The sequence below is a fragment of the Pseudomonas sp. LAMO17WK12:I10 genome, assembly GCF_900215185.1.
GTDB lineage: Bacteria > Pseudomonadota > Gammaproteobacteria > Pseudomonadales > Pseudomonadaceae > Aquipseudomonas > Aquipseudomonas chlororaphis.
The window spans coordinates 1-18794 of record NZ_OBDX01000035.1; the positions used below are offsets into that span (position 1 = coordinate 1).

General features: G+C 58.5%; 15 protein-coding genes and 2 pseudogenes. 4 read left to right on the forward strand and 13 right to left on the reverse strand.

The annotated features are described in order from the left end of the window. Positions 1–213 (reverse strand): transposase (locus CRO75_RS27900; RefSeq protein ID WP_143504101.1); only part of this gene is annotated, 213 nt, incomplete at its 3' end. 158 nt (positions 214–371) lie between these two features. Between CRO75_RS27900 and CRO75_RS32905 the strand changes: the two genes are divergently transcribed. Together CRO75_RS32905 and CRO75_RS27910 are read left to right on the forward strand one after the other, a co-directional pair. Continuing rightward, on the forward strand, positions 372–809 hold the full coding sequence (locus CRO75_RS32905) for a hypothetical protein (protein WP_158539510.1): 438 nt from the start codon (positions 372–374) through the stop codon (positions 807–809). A gap of 199 nt (positions 810–1008) precedes the next feature. Then, complete coding sequence (locus CRO75_RS27910) at positions 1009–1233, forward strand: hypothetical protein (RefSeq protein ID WP_097139535.1); 225 nt, start codon at positions 1009–1011, stop codon at positions 1231–1233. A 217-nt stretch (positions 1234–1450) separates the two neighbouring features. Here CRO75_RS27910 and CRO75_RS27920 read toward each other — a convergent pair whose 3' ends face one another. Together CRO75_RS27920 and CRO75_RS27925 are read right to left on the reverse strand one after the other, a co-directional pair. Next, positions 1451–2338 carry a helix-turn-helix domain-containing protein gene (locus CRO75_RS27920; protein WP_239990649.1) on the reverse strand — a complete coding sequence of 296 codons (888 nt, stop codon included), beginning with the start codon at positions 2336–2338 and terminating at the stop codon, positions 1451–1453. A 231-nt stretch (positions 2339–2569) separates the two neighbouring features. Further along, a pseudogene (locus CRO75_RS27925) lies at positions 2570–3136 on the reverse strand (glycosyl hydrolase); the annotation flags it as partial. Positions 3137–3140: 4 nt separating this feature from the next. On the opposite strand from CRO75_RS27925, the pseudogene CRO75_RS27930 reads away from it, so the two are divergent. Together CRO75_RS27930 and CRO75_RS27935 are read left to right on the forward strand one after the other, a co-directional pair. Continuing rightward, a pseudogene (locus tag CRO75_RS27930) lies at positions 3141–4470 on the forward strand (sigma 54-interacting transcriptional regulator); the annotation flags it as partial. Positions 4471–5072: 602 nt separating this feature from the next. Continuing rightward, positions 5073–5795, forward strand: coding sequence for an SDR family oxidoreductase (locus tag CRO75_RS27935; RefSeq protein ID WP_097139539.1), 723 nt, complete (start codon positions 5073–5075; stop codon positions 5793–5795). 102 nt (positions 5796–5897) lie between these two features. On the opposite strand, the gene CRO75_RS27940 is transcribed toward CRO75_RS27935, so the two are convergent. The 10 genes from CRO75_RS27940 to CRO75_RS27985 form a co-directional block, all read right to left on the reverse strand. Next, positions 5898–6869 (reverse strand): oligopeptide/dipeptide ABC transporter ATP-binding protein, encoded by a 972-nt coding sequence (locus CRO75_RS27940; protein ID WP_097139541.1) that lies wholly within the window; start codon positions 6867–6869, stop codon positions 5898–5900. Beyond that, a complete protein-coding gene (locus CRO75_RS27945) occupies positions 6869–7858 on the reverse strand; it encodes an ABC transporter ATP-binding protein (protein WP_097139543.1) in 990 nt (329 codons plus the stop codon). The genes CRO75_RS27940 and CRO75_RS27945 overlap by 1 nt, the downstream gene beginning before the upstream one ends. Before the next feature lie 2 nt (positions 7859–7860). After that, positions 7861–8742, reverse strand: coding sequence for a D,D-dipeptide ABC transporter permease (gene ddpC / locus CRO75_RS27950; RefSeq protein WP_053261166.1), 882 nt, complete (start codon positions 8740–8742; stop codon positions 7861–7863). A 1-nt stretch (position 8743) separates the two neighbouring features. After that, complete coding sequence (locus tag CRO75_RS27955; protein ID WP_097139546.1) at positions 8744–9760, reverse strand: ABC transporter permease; 1017 nt, start codon at positions 9758–9760, stop codon at positions 8744–8746. 75 nt (positions 9761–9835) lie between these two features. Continuing rightward, entirely contained in the window at positions 9836–11416 is a 1581-nt protein-coding gene (locus tag CRO75_RS27960) for an ABC transporter substrate-binding protein (RefSeq protein ID WP_097139547.1), read from the reverse strand. Between the two features lie 206 nt (positions 11417–11622). Beyond that, positions 11623–12162 carry a D-alanyl-D-alanine dipeptidase gene (gene ddpX / locus CRO75_RS27965; protein ID WP_097139549.1) on the reverse strand — a complete coding sequence of 180 codons (540 nt, stop codon included), beginning with the start codon at positions 12160–12162 and terminating at the stop codon, positions 11623–11625. 37 nt (positions 12163–12199) lie between these two features. Beyond that, entirely contained in the window at positions 12200–13060 is an 861-nt protein-coding gene (locus CRO75_RS27970; protein ID WP_097139551.1) for a MurR/RpiR family transcriptional regulator, read from the reverse strand. A 481-nt stretch (positions 13061–13541) separates the two neighbouring features. Further along, complete coding sequence (locus tag CRO75_RS27975; RefSeq protein WP_097139553.1) at positions 13542–14132, reverse strand: hypothetical protein; 591 nt, start codon at positions 14130–14132, stop codon at positions 13542–13544. A 353-nt stretch (positions 14133–14485) separates the two neighbouring features. Beyond that, entirely contained in the window at positions 14486–17575 is a 3090-nt protein-coding gene (locus CRO75_RS27980) for an efflux RND transporter permease subunit (RefSeq protein WP_097139555.1), read from the reverse strand. Continuing rightward, positions 17572–18681 carry an efflux RND transporter periplasmic adaptor subunit gene (locus CRO75_RS27985; protein ID WP_062825888.1) on the reverse strand — a complete coding sequence of 370 codons (1110 nt, stop codon included), beginning with the start codon at positions 18679–18681 and terminating at the stop codon, positions 17572–17574. The genes CRO75_RS27980 and CRO75_RS27985 overlap by 4 nt, the downstream gene beginning before the upstream one ends. Positions 18682–18794 lie beyond the last annotated feature (113 nt).

Sequence of the window (18794 nt, forward strand, 5' to 3'; positions counted from 1 at the left end):
CTTGAGTTCCGCTCGCAGTCGACGCAGTTCAGCGTGCTGGTCATCGTCTTGCTGCCGTTCTTCTTGAGGTTTGCTGTAGCGCTTTATCCACGCATAGAGGCTATGCGTCGACACACCAAGACGGGCCGCTACGTCAGCGACGGGAAGCTTCTTTTCGGTCACTTGATTGACCGCTTGGATTTTGAATTCTTCGGGATAACGCGGGTTGCTCATGGCACCTCCTGATTGGCCTCATTTTAAGGCATGGAGGTGTCTACGAAACCCGGGGCGATTCATTAAGTTCCATTTGCTGTACCTGCAAAAGGAACGATGAAGCAATAATGATCACTATAGGACTACAATCTATAGTGTTCATTTCTGCTGGAGGTCGTATGTTTCTGACACTTGAACACGCGGAGGTACCGCTCGGAGCCTTAGTGAAAGGCGCGCATTCATGGCGTTACGTCGAGTACCTGACCTCACAGCCGTGGTTCTATGTGATGGCGCTGGAGCATGTTGAAGGCATGGCTCGTCCAACGACACTGCTGATCAAAGATCTCAAGGACTTACTGGAGCTCGAAGGCGTTGACAATGATGCCTGGGAAATCACGCGGATGCATTTGGTTAGTCCTGGGCACCTGAACGGCACAGAGGATTGGAAGATGGAACGGTTGAAGGAAATTGCAAAGATCAAAAGCAATGGTAACTCGAGTCTCCTCTACCTGCTCCATTCAGGCGTGGTTTACTTCGAAAATAGCCAAGCACGCTCGTATCTGTCCAACTCCAATAAGGTGGTGCTTTTCAGGCAAGCACCCGATAGTGGAGCCTGACATGCGCTTGCTAGGCGCCCAATGAGTAAAACCGAGGGTGCAACAGCTTCAGAAAATGCACATTTCTGTAAACTGCTTAGCGGCTCTAGAATGCCTGCTACAGAAGTATTTACTGGATTCTTCTGCACATTTTTTTCACATATTTCAAAGTCGCTTCAGCATGGCTGAGCGATCAGCTCACGTGCCTGGCGAAGGCAATATGTTCTACCTGATCCACAACACCCGAACCGTCGGTGATGCGCTGCTCGAACTGGCCACCCTCCCCTTGGTGCTGAGCCAGCCTATAGACAATCAGCCGGATAACGTGACCCAGTATCAGATGGTGTGCGACTCGCTGAGTAGGTATTTCAATGTTTCAAAGACAGCGATCCGCCTACGCATGCGAGCGTTGGGGTTGTTGGTGGAAGTCGGATGGCCAGGCTGATCGAGAGGCCTGCATCATCCGTGCACAATTTTCGCCTTCTCCTTTACGTTGCTGACCGAGATGTTCGTATCGCTGTTGCATGGCGCAGTGGATGCTCGCCAGCGAGGCCGCACGCCAAGAGAGTGCAGATTTCTACAGGGCATTGCAACGCAGGAGCCCAATTGAGCACCCGCGAACAATAGGGCCGCTGTGACAACGAAAGGAAGGGAAACGGAGGCTATTGCTCACCGTTGTCCAGCGGGATGTTCCAGATCACCAGCTCAAGTGCTGCGGCGATCCGAATGCAATGGTCGGCAAGTTGGACGGGCAGCAGGTCCTGAGCACGCTCCAGCCGACGCAGCAATGTATTGCGGTGCGTACCCAGTGCTTCAGCGGTCTGGGTGATATTGCAGCCATTGGCCAGGAAGGCGTGCAACGAGCGTTGAAGAACCATGGGCTCCGTCGCCAACCGCCCCAGCGTGCTCAAGACAAACTGCCTGGCCGCACGCGCGTCCTGGGTCATCAGAGACACCATCCTCACCTGATCGATCGTGGCAACGGCGGGGGCGCCAGCCAAACGGCCCATCAATCTCTGGGTGGTCAAGGCTTCCAAGTGTGATCGACGGAAGCCATTCACCCCCGCTCCCGGGGAGCCGATTGCCGCGCGTATCTTTGGAAATTGCCGAGCAACGCCTTGCAGCATGTTCAGGTCCAGCGGCTTTGCCGCGTTGCTCCAGACCCAAAGGGTGGCAGGGCCCGCGAACACGATCAGGGGCGCGACTGTGCCACCGAGATGCGCCAGAGCGCGCGCCATCTCCTCCAGCGGGCGGAGTTCTGCGTCCGGGATTTCGCTCCAAACGAGGCAGGCATGGTGCTTCTGAGAAAGGCTGTAGCCCAGTCGCTTGCCGAACTGCTCGGTATCCACATCTCTGCCGTCGAGCAACCGACTGACCAGACTGCGTTTGTCAATGTGGTCGTCATGGGCCTGGACGCTCTTTTCTTCCAGGATGATTTGGGTCACCACACGCATGTTGTTGTCGATGAACCCCGAGATCGACCGCAACGAGACTTCCAGGAACTCCTCAAGCACCACCGGATCCTGCGTCAGGCTGAACGCCATCTTCATCCACAGTTCCCAGGCTACGTTTTGTGTCGACCTTGCGACATTCATCAGCAGTTCGGATGCCCCCCTGCGGGCGAGTTCCCTGGCCGTGTCCACCATGTCTGCAGACACGCATGGACAACCACTCAAAAAACGCAGGAGGAATAGTGCAGGCGCAGGATGACTGATAGCACCCTTATGGCTTGTGCGCCACGAGCAGTTCGCCCGTTGGCGCGCACGGCAATGAGCGACCCTTCACTCCTGGTAGGGTATTACCCCGCGACGTGAAAACAGCACAGGTGCTCCGTCGGCATTGAACAGCGCCGCCGTCAGCGAGACACCATCAGCGGACTGCTTTTCCTGGAAACTGTGTCCACCATCGCTGCTCTGCAGCATCAGCCCTTCCAGCCCGACCGCCAGCACTTTAGGACCAGCTACCGCTACAGAGGTGACAGAGCCTTTGCTTTGCGTTGGCAATCTGCGAAAGCCCTTTTCACTCGCAGAGCCGTGCAACAGTGTCCCACGCTGGCCACCAAGCAGCAGACTTCCATCGTCCAGTACTGCGCCAGACCAAAGGGTGCCTTCGTAGCCGGTATCCAGATAACGCCAGCTTTTTCCATGGTCTTCGGAGTGCAACACTTGCCCATGCTCGGCTGTGGCGTAAAGCGTGCCGCGGCTGTCGGCAAAAAGCCCCATCAGGTTAAGGTCGGCCCTCTTGGCGCCTGGTGGTGCCTGCAACGGCTGCTCCGTCCACGTCTTCCCACCATCCTCGGTAGTCAGTACCAAAGACCAGAGCCCTACCGCAACACCCTGCTGGGCATTGCATGCTGTGCTGCAACACATCCCAAGCGGCGTGGCGGCGGTCGACAACCAGGGCATGGTGCAATCGCTCAACCCGGCCCTTGCCCAACTGCTTGAGTTGCCGATCAGTGCTGCACTGGGCCGGCCATTACAGCAGCTGTGCCCGGAACTGGACTTGCAGCAAGCATTGCAGGATGGCGCAGGCGAGGGAAACCGAGTGATCCGGCTGGGCTCGCACGCGGTGGTCAGTAATCTGCTGCCAATTCTCGAGAACGGCGAGCGCACAGGCCTGGTGCTCACCTGCCAGAACATCGCCGCCGTGCAGCGCGCGGACCAACGCATCCGCTCCGCCTGCCGCCCGGACGCGTTCACGGCTCGCTACCGGCTCGAAACAACTCAACGACAACAGCAAGGCGAACCGCGAAATGCTACAGCTGGCCAAGCGTTTCGCCGCCAGCCATTCGACCATCCTGATCACTGGTGAAAGCGGCACCGGCAAGGAATTGCTGGCCCAAGGTATCCATAACGAGAGCCCACGCAAACAGGGCCCCTTCGTCGCAATTAACTGCGCGGCCTTTCCCGAGTCGCTGCTGGAGAGCGAATTGTTCGGCTACGAGGAAGGCGCCTTCAGCGGCTCGCGCAAAGGCGGCAAGCCGGGCCTGTTCGAAGCGGCGCACCGCGGCACGCTGTTTCTCGACGAGATCGGCGACATGCCTGTGTCGCTGCAGACACGCCTGCTGCGTGTGCTACAGGAGCGTGAGGTCCTGCGCCTGGGCGGCACCGAACCGATTTCCATCGACGTACGAATCATCGCGGCCACCCACCAGGATTTGCACGCGGCCATGCAAGCGAGTGAGTTTCGCACCGACTTGTACTACCGGCTGAACATCCTTCGTTTGCAAACTACGCCATTGCGAGAACGACTTGAAGATATCGCCCAGATTAGCCACAGCATCAGCCAGCGCCTGCTGGTCCAAGGCCAGCCCCCAGGCGCTGCGGCCTTGCCCGCAGCCTTGCTGCCTTACCTAGTGCGCTACACCTGGCCAGGCAATGTCCGCGAACTCGAGAACGTGATCGAACGTGCCATGCTCTCGGCGCACGAACTCCTCCACAACAACGAGGTGGACGAACAGTACCTGGCGCGCGTGCTCCCTGAACTGTGCGAAGAGTCCCCTTTGTCACCCGCTGGGAAAAAAAAGCCATGCGAAACGGACCTGCACACGATCGGTAAGGCGGCACAGCTACGCCACGTACAGGAAACGCTGGAAAGCTGCCAGGGCAATATGGACGAGGCGGCGCGTCGTCTCGGCATCAGCCGCACCACCTTGTGGCGGCGGCTGCGAAGCGCTGGCTGAGCGGCTAGCCGAACCTGACCCAATGCCTTCACTCCTCTGCGTTTTAACGCCGTCGCGACGCCAAATTCCATGTAGGTTGCAGATTGTCGCAATGCAAGGGTTGTCGTTTAACCATAGTTAAACCGCTCTCAGATAGACCTCTACGATTTATCTTCCACGGTTTGCTTTAGGAGTTTTATCGACTTTGATTTCGGGGTGCGATCGTTTGATCTCGAATTCGAAGTCAATATCACCCGAGATATAATTAAGACTTCATTGGAGCTGAGATCTCGCACCTTTATCCTGGAGGACGAAACTACCGCCATCACGTCTAAACGTTTATCGCCTGAAAACACTAACCCCCCAAACCTTGTGCACCCCCTTCCATCGACGGGCCTCAACAAAAGATGCGAAAGTCTGCATTTTCAACCTTGCCGTCCCAGCGATCATTGCCTTCCAAGTCCAATTGAATTCCTCTGGCGGTGGTTTATCGCCACAACACACATCAATAGAGTATCCAGACAGGGCATGCTTCCGACTCCGTCCTGGTTGATGGCGCGCCACATCCTGGCGCTGCCCCCCCTCCCCGATCCCGGATGTTGCCGGGTGTTTGGAGCTCTGCAATGAAAACTCGTACTTTCCTTGTCACCGGTGCCAGCAAAGGCATCGGACGTGCGCTCGCGAACCAATTGTCCCAAGCGGGCCACCATGTAGTCGGCATCGCTCGCAACAGCAACGATCCGCACTTTCCCGGCACCCTCATTTCCCTCGATCTGGGCGACCGGGCGCAGACCGAAAGAACGTTGGCGGGGCTCGTTTCTCGTTATGACTTCGATGGTTTGATCAATAACGTTGGCCTGGTACGCCCGCAGGCATTGGGCGATATACAGCTCGATGACTTTGATGAGGTCATGCGGGTCAACCTGCATAGCGCCTTGCAGGCAACGCAAGCACTGCTACCGGGTATGCGCAATCGCGGTTGGGGAAGGATCGTCAACATCTCCAGCCTGACCATTCTGGGAATCCCACACCGCACCGCCTATGCCGCGGCAAAAGCCGCGCTGGTCAGCTTCACGCGGTCCTGGGCATTGGAGTTGGCAACCACCGGGATCACCGTCAACGCCGTTGCTCCAGGCCCCACGGAAACCGAGTTGTTCCGCGCCGGCAATCCGCTGGGCAGCGACGGTGAAGCCCGTTACCTGGCGAGCGTTCCCATGGGCAGGCTCGGTCAGCCGGATGAAGTCGCGGCGGCCATCGCCTTCCTGTTATCGGAACAGAGCGGCTTTATCACTGGCCAGACATTGTTTGTCGATGGCGGAGCGTCCGTTGGCAAATCGATGTGCTAATACAACAGCGCCGCGCCCTGCGTCGCCCTTGCTGGTCTGCTCAGCGATTACCTGAAGTCGTCCGCACGATCGAGGTCCCGTGTTGCTGTCTGCGGGCAGTGATCAGCTCTGTAAATGACATCGCACGCGCTGCTGCTCATTCTCCAGCAAGGCCTGGGGCTTTTCGCAGCCAGCGGTGCACAGGCCGCAACGTTCGCGGAAGAAGCAGCCACTCGGTAGCCGACGGTTCCCTGGCAATTCGGTAGGCGCCGCAACCTGTTCGGCATGCAGCGGCACGCCTAGTCGTGGTACCGCCTCGAGCAACAAGCGGGTATAGGGATGGCGTGGCTGATCGAGAACCTGGGCTGCGTTGCCAAGTTCAACGATTTGCCCCAGGTACATCACCGCTACCCGGTTTGCCATATGGCGGACTACTGAGACGTTGTGGGAAATAAGGATATAAGTCAGGTTGCGAGCGCTTTGTAACTCCACCAGAAGGTTAAGGATCTGTGCCTGAACCGAAATATCCAGCGCCGATGTCGGCTCGTCCAGGACAATAATATCCGGGTCTGATGAGAGGGCTCGGGCAATGGCAATCCTCTGTCGCTGACCACCGGAAAACTGGTGGGGAAAGCGGTCCAGGTATTCCGGGCGGATACCGACTTGGGCCGCGACCCGGGCCGCCACATCGCGCATCTGCGCACGGGAAGCGTGACCTCGGGCATATAACGGCTCGGTGATGATTTTCCAGACAGGCAAGCGTGGATCAAGCGAAGACTGTGGGTCCTGGAAAACAATTTGAACGTTGCTGCTGCCCTCCCCGCCGCTGCGACTGGCCCAGTTCAGCTTGCCGCTGCTGGGCGGTACCAAGCCCATCAATAGCTGCGCCAATGTACTTTTGCCACAGCCTGACTCGCCCACTATTCCGAGGGTTTCTCCCGCCCGTACCTGAAGGTCAATGCCGTTCAGAGCGTGGGCATATCCCCGCGGTCGACCGAGCCAATCATGACTGATGGGGAAACGGACGCGAACATCGTCAAGTTGGAGAATCGTGGGTGCCATTTGGGTGGTGGTATGAATGACAGCATTGTTCATCACGAAAGCTCCTTGACCGGTAACCAGCACGCACTTTTACGTTGGTCATTACCATTCATGCTGTTGAGGTTCGGGCGTTTGCTACAAACCGGCATGACGTAGGGGCAACGCTCCTGAAAGGTGCAGCCCACAGGCAAAGACGCCAGGTTTGGCACTTGACCGGGGATGGTCAGCAGCGGCTGGCCCGGCTCGACCATTTCCGGAAGGCCGCTGAGCAACCCTTGCGTATAGGGATGTTGTGGGTTGCCCATCACTTCGACGGTGCCGCCCTCTTCAACCACCGCGCCGGTATACATCACATACACCCGGTCGCAGAACTGCGAAACCAAGGCCATGTCATGGGTAATGAGCAGAATGGCGGTGCCCCGTTGCCGGGCTTTTTCTCTCAGCAGCAACAGCACCTGGCGTTGCACGGTAACGTCGAGGGCGGTGGTCGGCTCGTCGGCGATCAGCAGTTGCGGCTCACAGGAGAACGCCAGCGCGATCATCACCCGTTGCCGCATGCCTCCGGACAGCTCGAAAGGGTAACTCTCCAGTACTTGCTCCGGGCTGGCGATGTGCATGTCACGCAACAATGCAATTGCCTTGAGACGGGCTTGGGCCGCGCTGATCTTTTGGTGATGGATGATCACGTCGAGCATTTGCCGACCGATGCGCCGGGTCGGGTTCAGGGCCGTCATCGGCTCCTGGAAAATCATCGCGGCATCGCGCCCACGCATCTGTAGCAGCTCCTTTTCAGGAGCCGCCAGCATGTCGCGACCGAGCATGCTCAAACTGCCGGCGGTGATCCGATAACTGCGCTCTGGCAGCAATCGCATACTGAGCATCGCCGTGACCGACTTGCCCGACCCCGACTCGCCTACCACGCCGACGATTTCGCCGGGATTGACGTGCAACGACACGCCGTTCAGGGCCTTGACGTTATTTTTGTAAGCCGGGAATTCCAGGCTCAGGTTATCGATGGCCAGTACTGGACTCGAAGTGTGCATGGTCATTTCCCCTGTTGCCGTGGATCGAGCAGATCGCGCACGCCATCGCCCAGCAGGTTGAAGCCGGTGGCTGTGATCAGAATCGCCAGGCCCGGAAAGGTCGAGTACCACCAGTTATCCAGGATGTAGTTACGCCCGGTAGCGACCATTGCGCCCCACTCGGCCGTGGGCTGTTGTGCCCCCAGGCCGATAAAGCCCAGGGCCGAGGCCATGAGGATCGCACTGCCGATATCCAGGCTCAGTTGCACCAGTAGTGGAGGCATCGCGTTGCGTGCCACGTGCCAGTGCACCACGTGCCAGCGTCCAGCCCCGAAGGTCTGGGCGGCCTTGACATACCCCATCTGCCGGATGCTCAAGGCTTGGCCACGGGCCAGCCGCACATAGGACGGAATTCGCACGAGGGTAATCGCCAGCATGGCGTTGAACAGGCTCGCGCCCAACGCCGCCGCCAGGGCCATGATCAGTACCAGCGACGGCACCGACAGCATGATGTCCATCAGGCGCATGATTAACGCGTCGAAACGACCACCGACCACTCCCGAAAAACATCCCAGCAACCCGCCAATGAAACAGGAGGCAAAAGCCACGAACAGGCCGACGCCCACCGACTGTTGGCTACCGAACAGCACGCGGCTGAACAGGTCGCGGCCGACTTCGTCGGTGCCGAACCAGTGGTCGCTGGACGGTGGCGCCAGGCGTTCGGCGAGGTTCAGTGCGTTGGGATCGTGGCTGGCGAGCCAAGGGGCGAAGATCATGCACAGCAACACGATAGAAGTGATCGTCAGGCCCGCCATGGTCAGCGGGCTTCGGCGGATCTGGTAGGCCAGGTAGGCGGTTTTTTCGCTCCAGCGCGGGCGGCGCGCTGCTGTCAGGGTTACGGACATTTCAGTTCACCTCGCCGATGCGTGGATCGATCACGCGGTACAAAAGATCGATGGCCATGTTCAACAGCACGTAGATGAACGAAACCAGAATGGCGAAGCCCATCACCGCGGGGAAGTCCAGCGATTGGATCGACTTGACGACATAGGCGCCCATGCCAGGCCAGGCAAATACTGTTTCGGTCAGCACTGCGCCATACAGCAAATCACCCAGGGTTAACCCGAGGACGGTCACCGAAGGAATCAGGGCGTTGGGCAGTGCGTGGCGCAGGATCACGGTCCATCGGGACAGGCCATAGGCGCGTGCGGTGCGGATATAGTCCTCACCCAGTTGATCAAGCATGGCTGAACGAATCTGTCGTGCGACGACACCCAAGGTCACGAACCCCAGCGTTGCAGCGGGAAGAATCAGGTGCTCCACAGCATCGAGAAACAGTCGGCCATCACCGGCGAGCAGCGAGTCGATCAGATAAAAACCGGTGATTGTCGGTGGCGGCGCCAGCCCTTCGGACAACCGGCCACCACCCGGTAGCCAGCCAAGGTGACCGTAGAACAGAACGATTGCACCAAGACCGAGCCAAAAGGCCGGCGTGGAAATTCCAGTGACCGCAAGGGTACGGGCGATCTGGTCAATGACCCGGTTGTGATAAACCGCTGACAGCACGCCAAGCGGGATGCCGACCAGAACCGCCAGCACCAGCGCTACCAGCGCCAGTTCCAGGGTTGCCGGGAAGAACGCTTGCAAGTCTTCCAGAACGGGACGGCTGGTGCGTATCGAGGTGCCCAGGTCTCCGTGCAGCAGGTCCATCAGATAACGACCGTATTGTTGATACAGCGGCAGATCCAATCCCAGCTGATGACGGATACCGGCCACCAAGGCATCGCTGGCACGGTCGCCAGCGATCAGTCGGGCAGGATCGCCCGGAATCAAGTGCGAAATTGCAAAGGTAATCAGCGAAACACCGAACACGACCAACAACAGGCCGAGCAGACGCTTGCGCAACAAAGTCAGGAAGGCCATTTGGCACCTCAGTAACACGAGCGACGAGAGTCAGAAGCCGCGCCAGCCGTGAACAGCTGGCGCGAGGAAGCGGGTTTACTTGCTCATACCGCCCAGGTTGAACACCTGTTCGAGCATGGGGTTGAACAGGTAGCCCTTGACCGAGTCACGCATCGGCAGCGTGTAGCTCTTCTGATAGAGGTAGGCGTAAACGCTGTCCTTGAGCACCACCTTCTGCGCGCTCTGGTACAGCTCGACGCGCTTGGCGGTATCGCTGGTAGCGGCTGCTTCGCGGATCAGTTTGTCGACTTCCGGGTTGCTGTAGAACGAGCGGTTGCCTTGCAGGCCTTGCATCTTGGAGTCGAACCAAAAGTTCATGAACATGTACGGGTCCGCGAAGTCCGGGCTCCAGGCCCCGACAGCGATGTCGTAGTCCGCCTGGCCGACGCGCTCACGCAATGTCGCGTTGGCGAGTTTTTCCAGCTTGAGGTTGATGCCCAGTGGCGCCAATGCGGCTTGCAGAGTCAGGCCGATCGGTTCCCAGTTGGGATCCTTATCCGAATACATGTAGCTGAGGTTGGTGATTTTCTGCGGTGCCTTGGCGAGGCTGTCCTTGGCGGCTGCCATATCCTGCCTCATCGGCGACAGCGAGCTGTCATAAGCCCACATGCCGTCCGGGATCGGCCCGTTCATCAGCTTGGCTTTGTCCTTGAGGATGCCTTTGACTATGCCGTTGTAATCCACGGCTTCGGTTATCGCACGACGGGCATCGACGCTGGTCAGCGGACCCTTTTTGTTGTTCAGGTACAGGTAGGTCACCCGCAGCGACGGGAAATCCTTAACCACGACGCCCGGCTTACTGGCGAGAGCGCCAAGCTGGTCTTCGGGCATGTCTTCGATGATGTCCAGGTCACCGCGTTCCAACTGCAGGCGGCGCACGGATGGCTCACCGATGATCTTGATGACCACGGTTTTCAGCGCTGGTTTGGGGCCGGCGAAATAGGTGTTTGGCTCCATGGTCAACGACTGGCCTTTTTGCCAGTTGCTCAGGCGGAAAGGACCGGAGCCCGCGGTGTGGCTCGACAACCAGGCGTTTACGTCCGGACTCTTGTTGACCACATCGGGGTTGATGATCGAAGCACCGTTGTGGGCCAGGGTAAACAGGAACGGCGCGAAAGGCGTTTTCAGGGTGAAGCGGATGGTCTGCGGATCGACGACCGCCACCACCATGTCCTCCGGAAATGCGCCGGAAGGCCCTTGCTTGAGGGTCATCAAGCGATCAAAGGAAAACTTTACCGCTGTGGCATCTACCGGGGCACCGTCATCGAATTTATTGCCCGGTTTGATTTTGAACTCCCAGACCAGGCTGTCTGGGGAAACGGTCCAGCTCTCGGCCAGGTCACCCTGCACTTCAGTGCTGCTTTTGTCGCCCTCGACCTTGTAGCCGACCAAGCGTTGATACGACGGATAGGTGATGGTCCAGTCGTTGTTGTCAAAGGTCACGGCCGGGTCGAGGGTCTGCGGATCGGCGGGTTTGCCGATGACCAGCGTGTCTTGGGGTACAGCCGCCGCAGCAGCCTGCCAGCCACCGAGGCTCAATGCACTGCACAAAACGCTCAGCAGCAGTTTGCCGACGCCGGGAAAGGTTTTGCTGGTCACGGTGTTCATTGGGTTCATGCCGGTTTCCTTGATCATTCGATAGGGAAGTAGGTCAGGTTTTTTATAAAAGCTATAACCGGGCAGTTGCAGGTGAAACGTAAGTAACGCTGGTTTGTTGTTGTTATCAGCCGCATTGAAAGTGGGCTGTGCAGTGTGCTTTTCGAAAACTCTCTGGTTTTTTCGGGGGCGGTGTTGCGGTTCGATTGGCTTGTAAAACCCGTGGCTTACTCGTCCTCCAGCAATGGGTAATCGTCGGCGTTCGGTAGTTCGTAATGCCACCACTCGGTGGGAATTGCCTGGAAACCAGCATCCAGCATGATCCCCAGCAACAGCAGACGATTGCGTTGCACGTCTGCTGGCAAGTCGGGATAGAACTGATGGGACTTTTCTTCCATCGCGTCGAATGCGGTACCCATGTCCAGTGGCTCACCATCGGCGCCCACCAAGGTCAGATCCACCGCCACCCCACGGCTATGGTGGGAGCCCAAGTGCGGGTCACGCACGTAGTCGTTGTCTGGTAGCGCTTCCCACAACAGGTACTGGGCGTAGGGTGGCCGGTAGGCGTCGTAAATGCGCAGGGCAAACCCGGCCTGGCGCGCGAGCTGGCTAGCTTTTTCCAGGCAAGTCGCAGCCTGACGGTGCAACCTGCAACGAGCATTCGAATAGATTACTTTTCCAGCCAGATTTTCTGCACCGGCGTAGATCAGGTCGATTTGCACCTGATAGCGCTGGGCATCAATCTCTACAAGTGGGCTGTTGTTCACGCAAACACTCCAGTTGGGATTCGGTGGGGCGATGGGATCAGCTTTCGAACTGACCGAAAGCTTTTTGCAATTGACGGTTCTTGGCCAAGCGCTCATCGAGGCGATCGCCGTATTTCTCCGCGACGGCCGACACGATGAGATTTAACAGGCAGGCCAAGGGTGCAAGGGAGTCCCAGAACTGCCCGACATCGTTTTTCAGTTGCAAGAGATCAAGCGGGTAATCCCTGGCCCAGGGGCACTGCAGGTCTGTGATCAGGGCCAGTGGCAGGTCGTTGTCTACCGCCGCGTCGCAGAAGGTCTGGGTCACGCTGGAATAAGCACGGAAGTCCGAAATGATTGCGTAGGGATTGGCGAAGCCAGAGTTCAGGGTTTCTGCGTAGATTCCTGACAGGCCATCGACGTAGTAGACCTTGGGCCGAATGTATTCAAGGTGGCTATGAAACGCTGTGAGAATCCCGCGAGTGGACTGGATTCCGAGGATGAATACGGCATCAGCTTCGTAGATGCGCTGCACGATATCGGCAAAGGCACTGCTGCGCGCTAGACCGTACACGTGCCGGATGGCCTCGATTTCGCGACTCATGGAACGATCGAGAGCGTCTTCCTGATTGCTTTCGGCACGAAAGGCACCGATGCGGTCGGTAATCAGCCACGAGGTGGGCGTTTCACCGCGCAGGCTCTGTTTGACTTCATCAATGTTCTGGTAGCCAAGGGAGCGAAAAAAGCGCCCGACAGAAATCCCTGTGGTGGAGGTCCGCTGCGCGATGCTATCGGCCGACTCGAACGGAAGCTGTTCCGGGTTACCCAACAGATAGCTGGCGATGCGCTTGCCGGTAGGGGTCAGGCTGGAGAACTCTTGCTCCAGCAACTGTAGGAAGCTGTTCTTTTCCGTAGGTATGTCAGAGCCCCCTGAGCACAGATTGTTATTAATATGTCATTAATTTCAACAATGTTATAAACATAACATTCGTTTTCGAGACAACACAATGCCTTTTTTCAGCAGGCACCCTAGGGCGCTATCAGGCAAGTGGATCTGCGCCGTTTCGGCTCACGTCAAAGGGTGACTCGGCGACCCGGAGCCAGATCGGGCGGGGGCTTCTTGCGATTAGTGGGCGTTCAGCCGGACAGCTGCTTTGCATGAGTCCAGAAACGCTGGTGCTCCTCTGGAAGCACGAGTGAGACGCCCGTATCGGCGTTCGTGACTTCGAGGTCTTCAAGGTCTTCGAGGCAGGGCGGACTTCGCCCTCACCTCTTGGCAAAAGTACGCGGCGGCCTTTTTAGGCTGCTGGCCGAGGCCCACCTGCACATCAAGGCACTGAAGGTGGGCTTTGGGTAACCGCAGGCCAAGCGTGAGGCGGTCGCCAGGATGGTCAAGTAGTCTACCGACAGAGCTCTTTGTATTGATTCACGTTGGAAACTGCAGAGCTTAGTGCTGTTGTTTTGTATTGATAGTAGCGAATTATATCTGCCTGAGCGGGTCCAACATTACCGAAATATTCTTCCCAAGCGTTACTCTTAGTTAGCAAGTCAGAGAGCATGGTGCTTAGGTCGTTTGCCGTCCAAACTGTCTTGTAGCCTTTAATCTCGCCAGGGGCTGGATGGATATGTTTGACATACTTATCCACCGAGTACCCATACTCGTCGCCCTTTTTATGCTCGTAGGCCATAAAGACCGTATACACTGTCCCGACTGACTGCTTGTACCAAGGGATAACGACAAAGTGATGAACCGCTGATCCCGTAATAAGAAAGTGCCAAACAGCTGTCTGCGAGTGAACGCCACGAAATAAAAGTGCCTGTTCGATTTGGTACTTCATGCTCGCATTGTTTTCGATGACATCATTTCCAACATCATCTTGCACCTTCCCGTAAGCAGCGCAGCTCATTTGAGCTGGCACACCAGGACAATTCTTCAAGTCCATGAGTGTTGTGTTGTTGTTTATAGCCCTGATCAGATCTTCCCCTGTCATGTCTCTTGGCTCCTGCCCGGATATTTAACATATATTTGGAAATAATTAAGATCACTGTCCTTGGTGAATATAGCTTTGATCCGCCCTTTATCAAATTCATCCAGTGGGTGAAGAAAGATGTCAATGGTGATCAGTGCCGTGCCATTTTTCTAAAACAAAACGTTCTAAGAACCACAATAAAAACGGTGTCGGTCTGCGGCTGATGCGCACCTTGGCAGGCGGAGACAGGCAACCCAAGGCGGTGCTGCTGCACCACCCTCCCCTTATCGATGCTGGCGTGGCCCTGCGGTCGGGCCACGCTTGAAACCGCGAGAGGACGGCGATGGCGTCCTCTCTTCTAGCGGGTTCGCCTGCTATATCAGTTCCGCTGTTTCGGCTTGCCTCTGCTTGACAGGAGTGATCTTGAACCAGATGGAGTACATCGCCGGCAGGAACACCAGCGTCATGATGGTGCCGACAAATGTACCGCCGATCAGTGTATAGGCCAGGGTCCCCCAGAAGACCGAGTGCGTCAGGGGGATGAACGCCAGGATGGCTGCCAACGCTGTCAGCAATACCGGGCGGGCGCGCTGTACCGTGGCTTCGATCACTGCATGGAGCGGGTCCAGTCCTTCTTGTGCGTTGTGATGGATTTGCCCGATCAGAATCAGCGTATTACGCATCAGGATGCCCGAAAGTGCGATCAGGCCGACCAGGGCGTTGATTCCGAACGGTTGCTGGAAGATCAGCAATGTCGGCACCACGCCAATCAATCCCAGCGGCGCGGTGAGGAACACCATGATCATCGCCGAGACCGAGCGTACCTGCAGGATGATGATCAGCAGCGTGACGGCAATCATGATCGGGAGCAGCGGCAAGATCGCCTGGCCAGCCTTGCCCGACTCCTCGATGGCCCCCGCCTGCTCGATACGATACCCGGCAGGCAAGGTGTCGATGACCGGCTGCAGCTCCTTCATGATCACGCTCGAGACGTCCGGTGGCTGCAAGCCTTCGGCAATGTCGCCGCGCACGGTAATGGTCGGGGTGCGGTCACGACGCCGAAGGATCGGATCCTCCATGCGCACATCCACCTCTCCAACCTGGGACAGGGGGATACGCTGACCCGCCGCTCCCACCAATGTGAAGCCTTCAATCCGGGCGGGGTCGAGCCGGATGTCGCCCGCGGCGCGCCCCACCACCTGCACTGAACGAATATCTTCACGAACCGCCGTGATCGGCACCCCGGCCAGCAGGAACTGCAACTGCTGGGCGACTGCACTGGATGTCAGGCCAACCGCCTGCAAACGATCCTGATCCAGGCTGAAATGCAGCGTCGGCGTCAGTGGTCCCCAGTCGCGATTGACCGTCCTCATCATCGGGCTTGCTTGCATGACTTCTTGTACCCGGCCGGCAATCTCGCGCAGCTTCATCGGGTCAGGCCCCATTACCCTGTAGGCGACGGGGAATGGCGAATACGGACCAAACACCAACTGCGTAACCCTGACCCGCGCTTGCGGGGCAAGCCCTTCAGCAATGGCCTCGCGCAGACGGAACTTGAGGGCCTCGCGCGCCTCCTGGCTGTCCGTCAACACCACGATCTTGGCGAACGAGGGATCGGGGAGCTCCGGCGCCATCGCCAGGTAGAAGCGCGGCGCGCCTTGCCCGATATAGGCCGTGACAATTTTTGCTTCATCCTGTTTGTGCAGCCAGGCCTCGACCTTTGCGGCAGTGGCACTGGTCTGCTCGATGGAGGTTCCATAGGGCATTTGCACTTCGACCAGCACCTCGGGACGGTCCGAGGTGGGGAAGAACTGCTTCTTGACCAGGCTCATGCCGAGAATCGCCACGACAAACGCCGCGATAACCGTGCCGGCCACCAGCCATTTACGGGCGATGACCCGCGTCAGAATCCGGCGAAAGCGATTGTAATTAGGGGTGTCGTAGATGGCCGCATGGCCACCTTCGACCGGCTTGATGTCCGGCAACATTTTCACCCCCAGATAGGGGGTAAAGGCCACCGCGACCACCCAGGAGGCGATCAGGGCAATGCCCACGATCCAGAACATGTTGCTGGTGTACTCGCCGGCGGTGGACTGGGCGAAGCCGTTGGGCAAAAAGCCGATGGCGGTCACCAGCGTACCGGAGAGCATCGGCGCGGCCGTATGACTCCAGGCGTACGCGGAGGCTTTGATGCGGTCGTAGCCCTCCTCCATTTTCACCACCATCATCTCGATGGCTATGATGGCGTCGTCCACCAGCAGGCCAAGCGCCAGAATCAGCGACCCGAGGGTAATACGGTCAAAGTTCTTGCCCGTGGCCGCCATCACCACAAACACCACGGCCAGCGTCAACGGCACAGCGGCGGCCACCACAATACCTACATGCCAGCCCATGCTGAGAAAGCAGACAAGCATCACAACCAACAGGGCGACGAAGAACTTGAGCATGAACTCGTCGACGGCCGAACTGATGTTCACAGACTGATCGGTGACCTTGGCCAGCGTCATGCCCAGCGGCATGCCTTCATTGATTTTGCTCGTCTCGGCGTCCAGCGCCCTGCCCAGGTCCAGGCCGTTCCAGCCGTCTCGCATCACGACGCCCAACAACAGAGCCTCTTCCCCGTTATTACGCACAAGGAAGGTTGCTGGATCTTCATAGCCCCGTTCGACAGTTGCCACGTCAGAGAGCTTGAGCGTGCGCCCCTGGACCACAATCGGAGTGTCACGAATCTTCTGCACCTTATCGAAGGCACCGTCGAGACGAAGGAAGACCTGCGGCCCGTCGGTTTCAATCGAGCCGGCAGGCGTGAGCGCGTTCTGATTGTTCAGCGCGGCAAAAATATCCTGGGCAGAAACGCCCAGCGTGGCCAGTCGATCATGGGAGAAGGAGACAAAGATGCGTTCGGCCTGCTCGCCGATGATGTTGACCTTCTTCACGCCTGGCACGTGCAGCAGGCGCTGGCGCAACGACTCCGCATCACGCACCAACAGCCGCTGCGGCTCGCCTTTGGCTTTCAAGGCGAAAAGCGCAAATGTCACGTCTGAGAACTCGTCGTTGACCATTGGGCCAATGACACCCGCCGGCAGCTTGATGGCCTCGTCGTCGAGCTTTTTACGCGCCTGATAGAACTCTTCCTGCACTTGCGAGGGCGGCGTGCTGTCAAGCAACGACACCATCGTGAACGCGAGACCTGGACGCGTGTAGGTTTCCGTGCGGTCGTACCATTTCAGTTCCTGCAGGCGTTTTTCCAGGGGCTCCGCAACCTGGTCCTGCATCTCCTGCGCCGTGGCGCCCGGCCATGCGGTAATGACCGTCAGCTGCTTGACCGTAAACGGCGGATCCTCCGCCCGCCCCAGCTTGAAGAACGCCAGGGTGCCAGCAACAGCGATCAGGAAGATCAGGAATACCGTGATCGAACGTTCACGAACGGCGATCGCCGACAGATTGAAGCGCCCCTGGCTCATGGATGGCTCCCGGCAACGTTAACGTCACCCTGCTGAGCCAGCCTCACTTCCTCACCCTCGCGCAGTAGATGCGCGCCCAAGGCCACAATCCGCTCGCCGGCCTTGAGATCGCCGGCAACTTGCGCTGCGTCGTCGCTCAAGCCCAGGACCCGGACAGGTCGCCACGCCACCTTCGCCGGTGTGCCAGCAATGACCCACACGCCAGTGCCCTGGCCCGGGTCATGAATGGCGGCGATCGGCACTTGCAGCACCTGTCCATTGGCGCTGCCCTCGGCGATCCGCAGGGTGACGGTCGAACCCAGCGGCGCATTGGCCAGCGCGCCCTCAAGCACATACCGCGCCTCGAAGGTGCGTGTCATCCGGTCGGCCGAGTCTGAAAGCAACCTCAGCTTCGCTGTAACAGCTTCCGTGGTGTTGCCATACAGCGTCGCCTGCGCGGTAGATCCCGCTGCCGGGCGTAGCGTCTCGGGCAGGTGCACGATGGCTTCGCGCTGCCCTGCCCGCGCCAGTCGCACCACGGGCTGCCCCGGGCTGACGACTTGCCCGGGCTCGGCCAGCGTCTCCACCACCACGCCATCGGAATCGGCAAACAGCACCGCATAACCAGAAGCATTGCGGGCTACGTCAGCCTGCGCTTCGGCGGCGCTGAGCTGCGCCTTTGCGGTATCGGCTGCGGCTTTGACCTGGTCATAGGCCGATGCAGAAATAGCCCCCGCGGCGACCAGGTCGCGATAGCGCGCCTCGTCATCGGCTGTCTGCTTGGCTCGGGCCCGAGCGGCGATGACCGACTCTTGCTGCGCTCGCGCCTGCAATCCCAGGTCGATTGGGTCGAGACGCATGAGCGGTTGACCCCGCTTGACGGTCTGGCCCGTGTCGACCAAGCGCTCAAGTATCTTGCCCGATACCCGAAAACCCAGGTCGCCCTGGACGCGGGCCGCCACGACGCCAGTGAAAGAGCGTGAAACACCGGACGCCCCCTGCACCGCCGAGGACCTCACCAGAGGGGCCTGCGTGCGTGGATCTTCAACGGTGGATGAGTCGCCACACGCCGTCAGGAATAGAGGCAACAGGCAAGCGGCAATGGGGACAGGTCGGAGCCGGCGCATAGGTTCCCTTACTTGAACAATAGGACATGCAGCACATTCTCAGCGTAGTGACCATATCTGTCAATGGTCACACCCTGTGACGTGTCAGGATTCTCTAGGCTCACGCCATAACC

Excerpts from the sequence above, each read along its gene's own strand:
- CRO75_RS32905 (WP_158539510.1), top strand. The coding sequence starts at position 372 with ATGTTTCTGACACTTGAACACGCGGAGGTACCGCTCGGAGCCTTAGTG.
- CRO75_RS27910 (WP_097139535.1), top strand. The coding sequence starts at position 1,009 with ATGTTCTACCTGATCCACAACACCCGAACCGTCGGTGATGCGCTGCTC.
- CRO75_RS27920 (WP_239990649.1), bottom strand. The coding sequence starts at position 2,338 with ATGAAGATGGCGTTCAGCCTGACGCAGGATCCGGTGGTGCTTGAGGAG.
- CRO75_RS27935 (WP_097139539.1), top strand. The coding sequence starts at position 5,073 with ATGAAAACTCGTACTTTCCTTGTCACCGGTGCCAGCAAAGGCATCGGA.
- CRO75_RS27940 (WP_097139541.1), bottom strand. The coding sequence starts at position 6,869 with ATGAACAATGCTGTCATTCATACCACCACCCAAATGGCACCCACGATT.
- CRO75_RS27945 (WP_097139543.1), bottom strand. The coding sequence starts at position 7,858 with ATGCACACTTCGAGTCCAGTACTGGCCATCGATAACCTGAGCCTGGAA.
- ddpC (WP_053261166.1), bottom strand. The coding sequence starts at position 8,742 with ATGTCCGTAACCCTGACAGCAGCGCGCCGCCCGCGCTGGAGCGAAAAA.
- CRO75_RS27955 (WP_097139546.1), bottom strand. The coding sequence starts at position 9,760 with ATGGCCTTCCTGACTTTGTTGCGCAAGCGTCTGCTCGGCCTGTTGTTG.
- CRO75_RS27960 (WP_097139547.1), bottom strand. The coding sequence starts at position 11,416 with ATGAACCCAATGAACACCGTGACCAGCAAAACCTTTCCCGGCGTCGGC.
- CRO75_RS27975 (WP_097139553.1), bottom strand. The coding sequence starts at position 14,132 with ATGACAGGGGAAGATCTGATCAGGGCTATAAACAACAACACAACACTC.
- CRO75_RS27980 (WP_097139555.1), bottom strand. The coding sequence starts at position 17,575 with ATGAGCCAGGGGCGCTTCAATCTGTCGGCGATCGCCGTTCGTGAACGT.
- CRO75_RS27985 (WP_062825888.1), bottom strand. The coding sequence starts at position 18,681 with ATGCGCCGGCTCCGACCTGTCCCCATTGCCGCTTGCCTGTTGCCTCTA.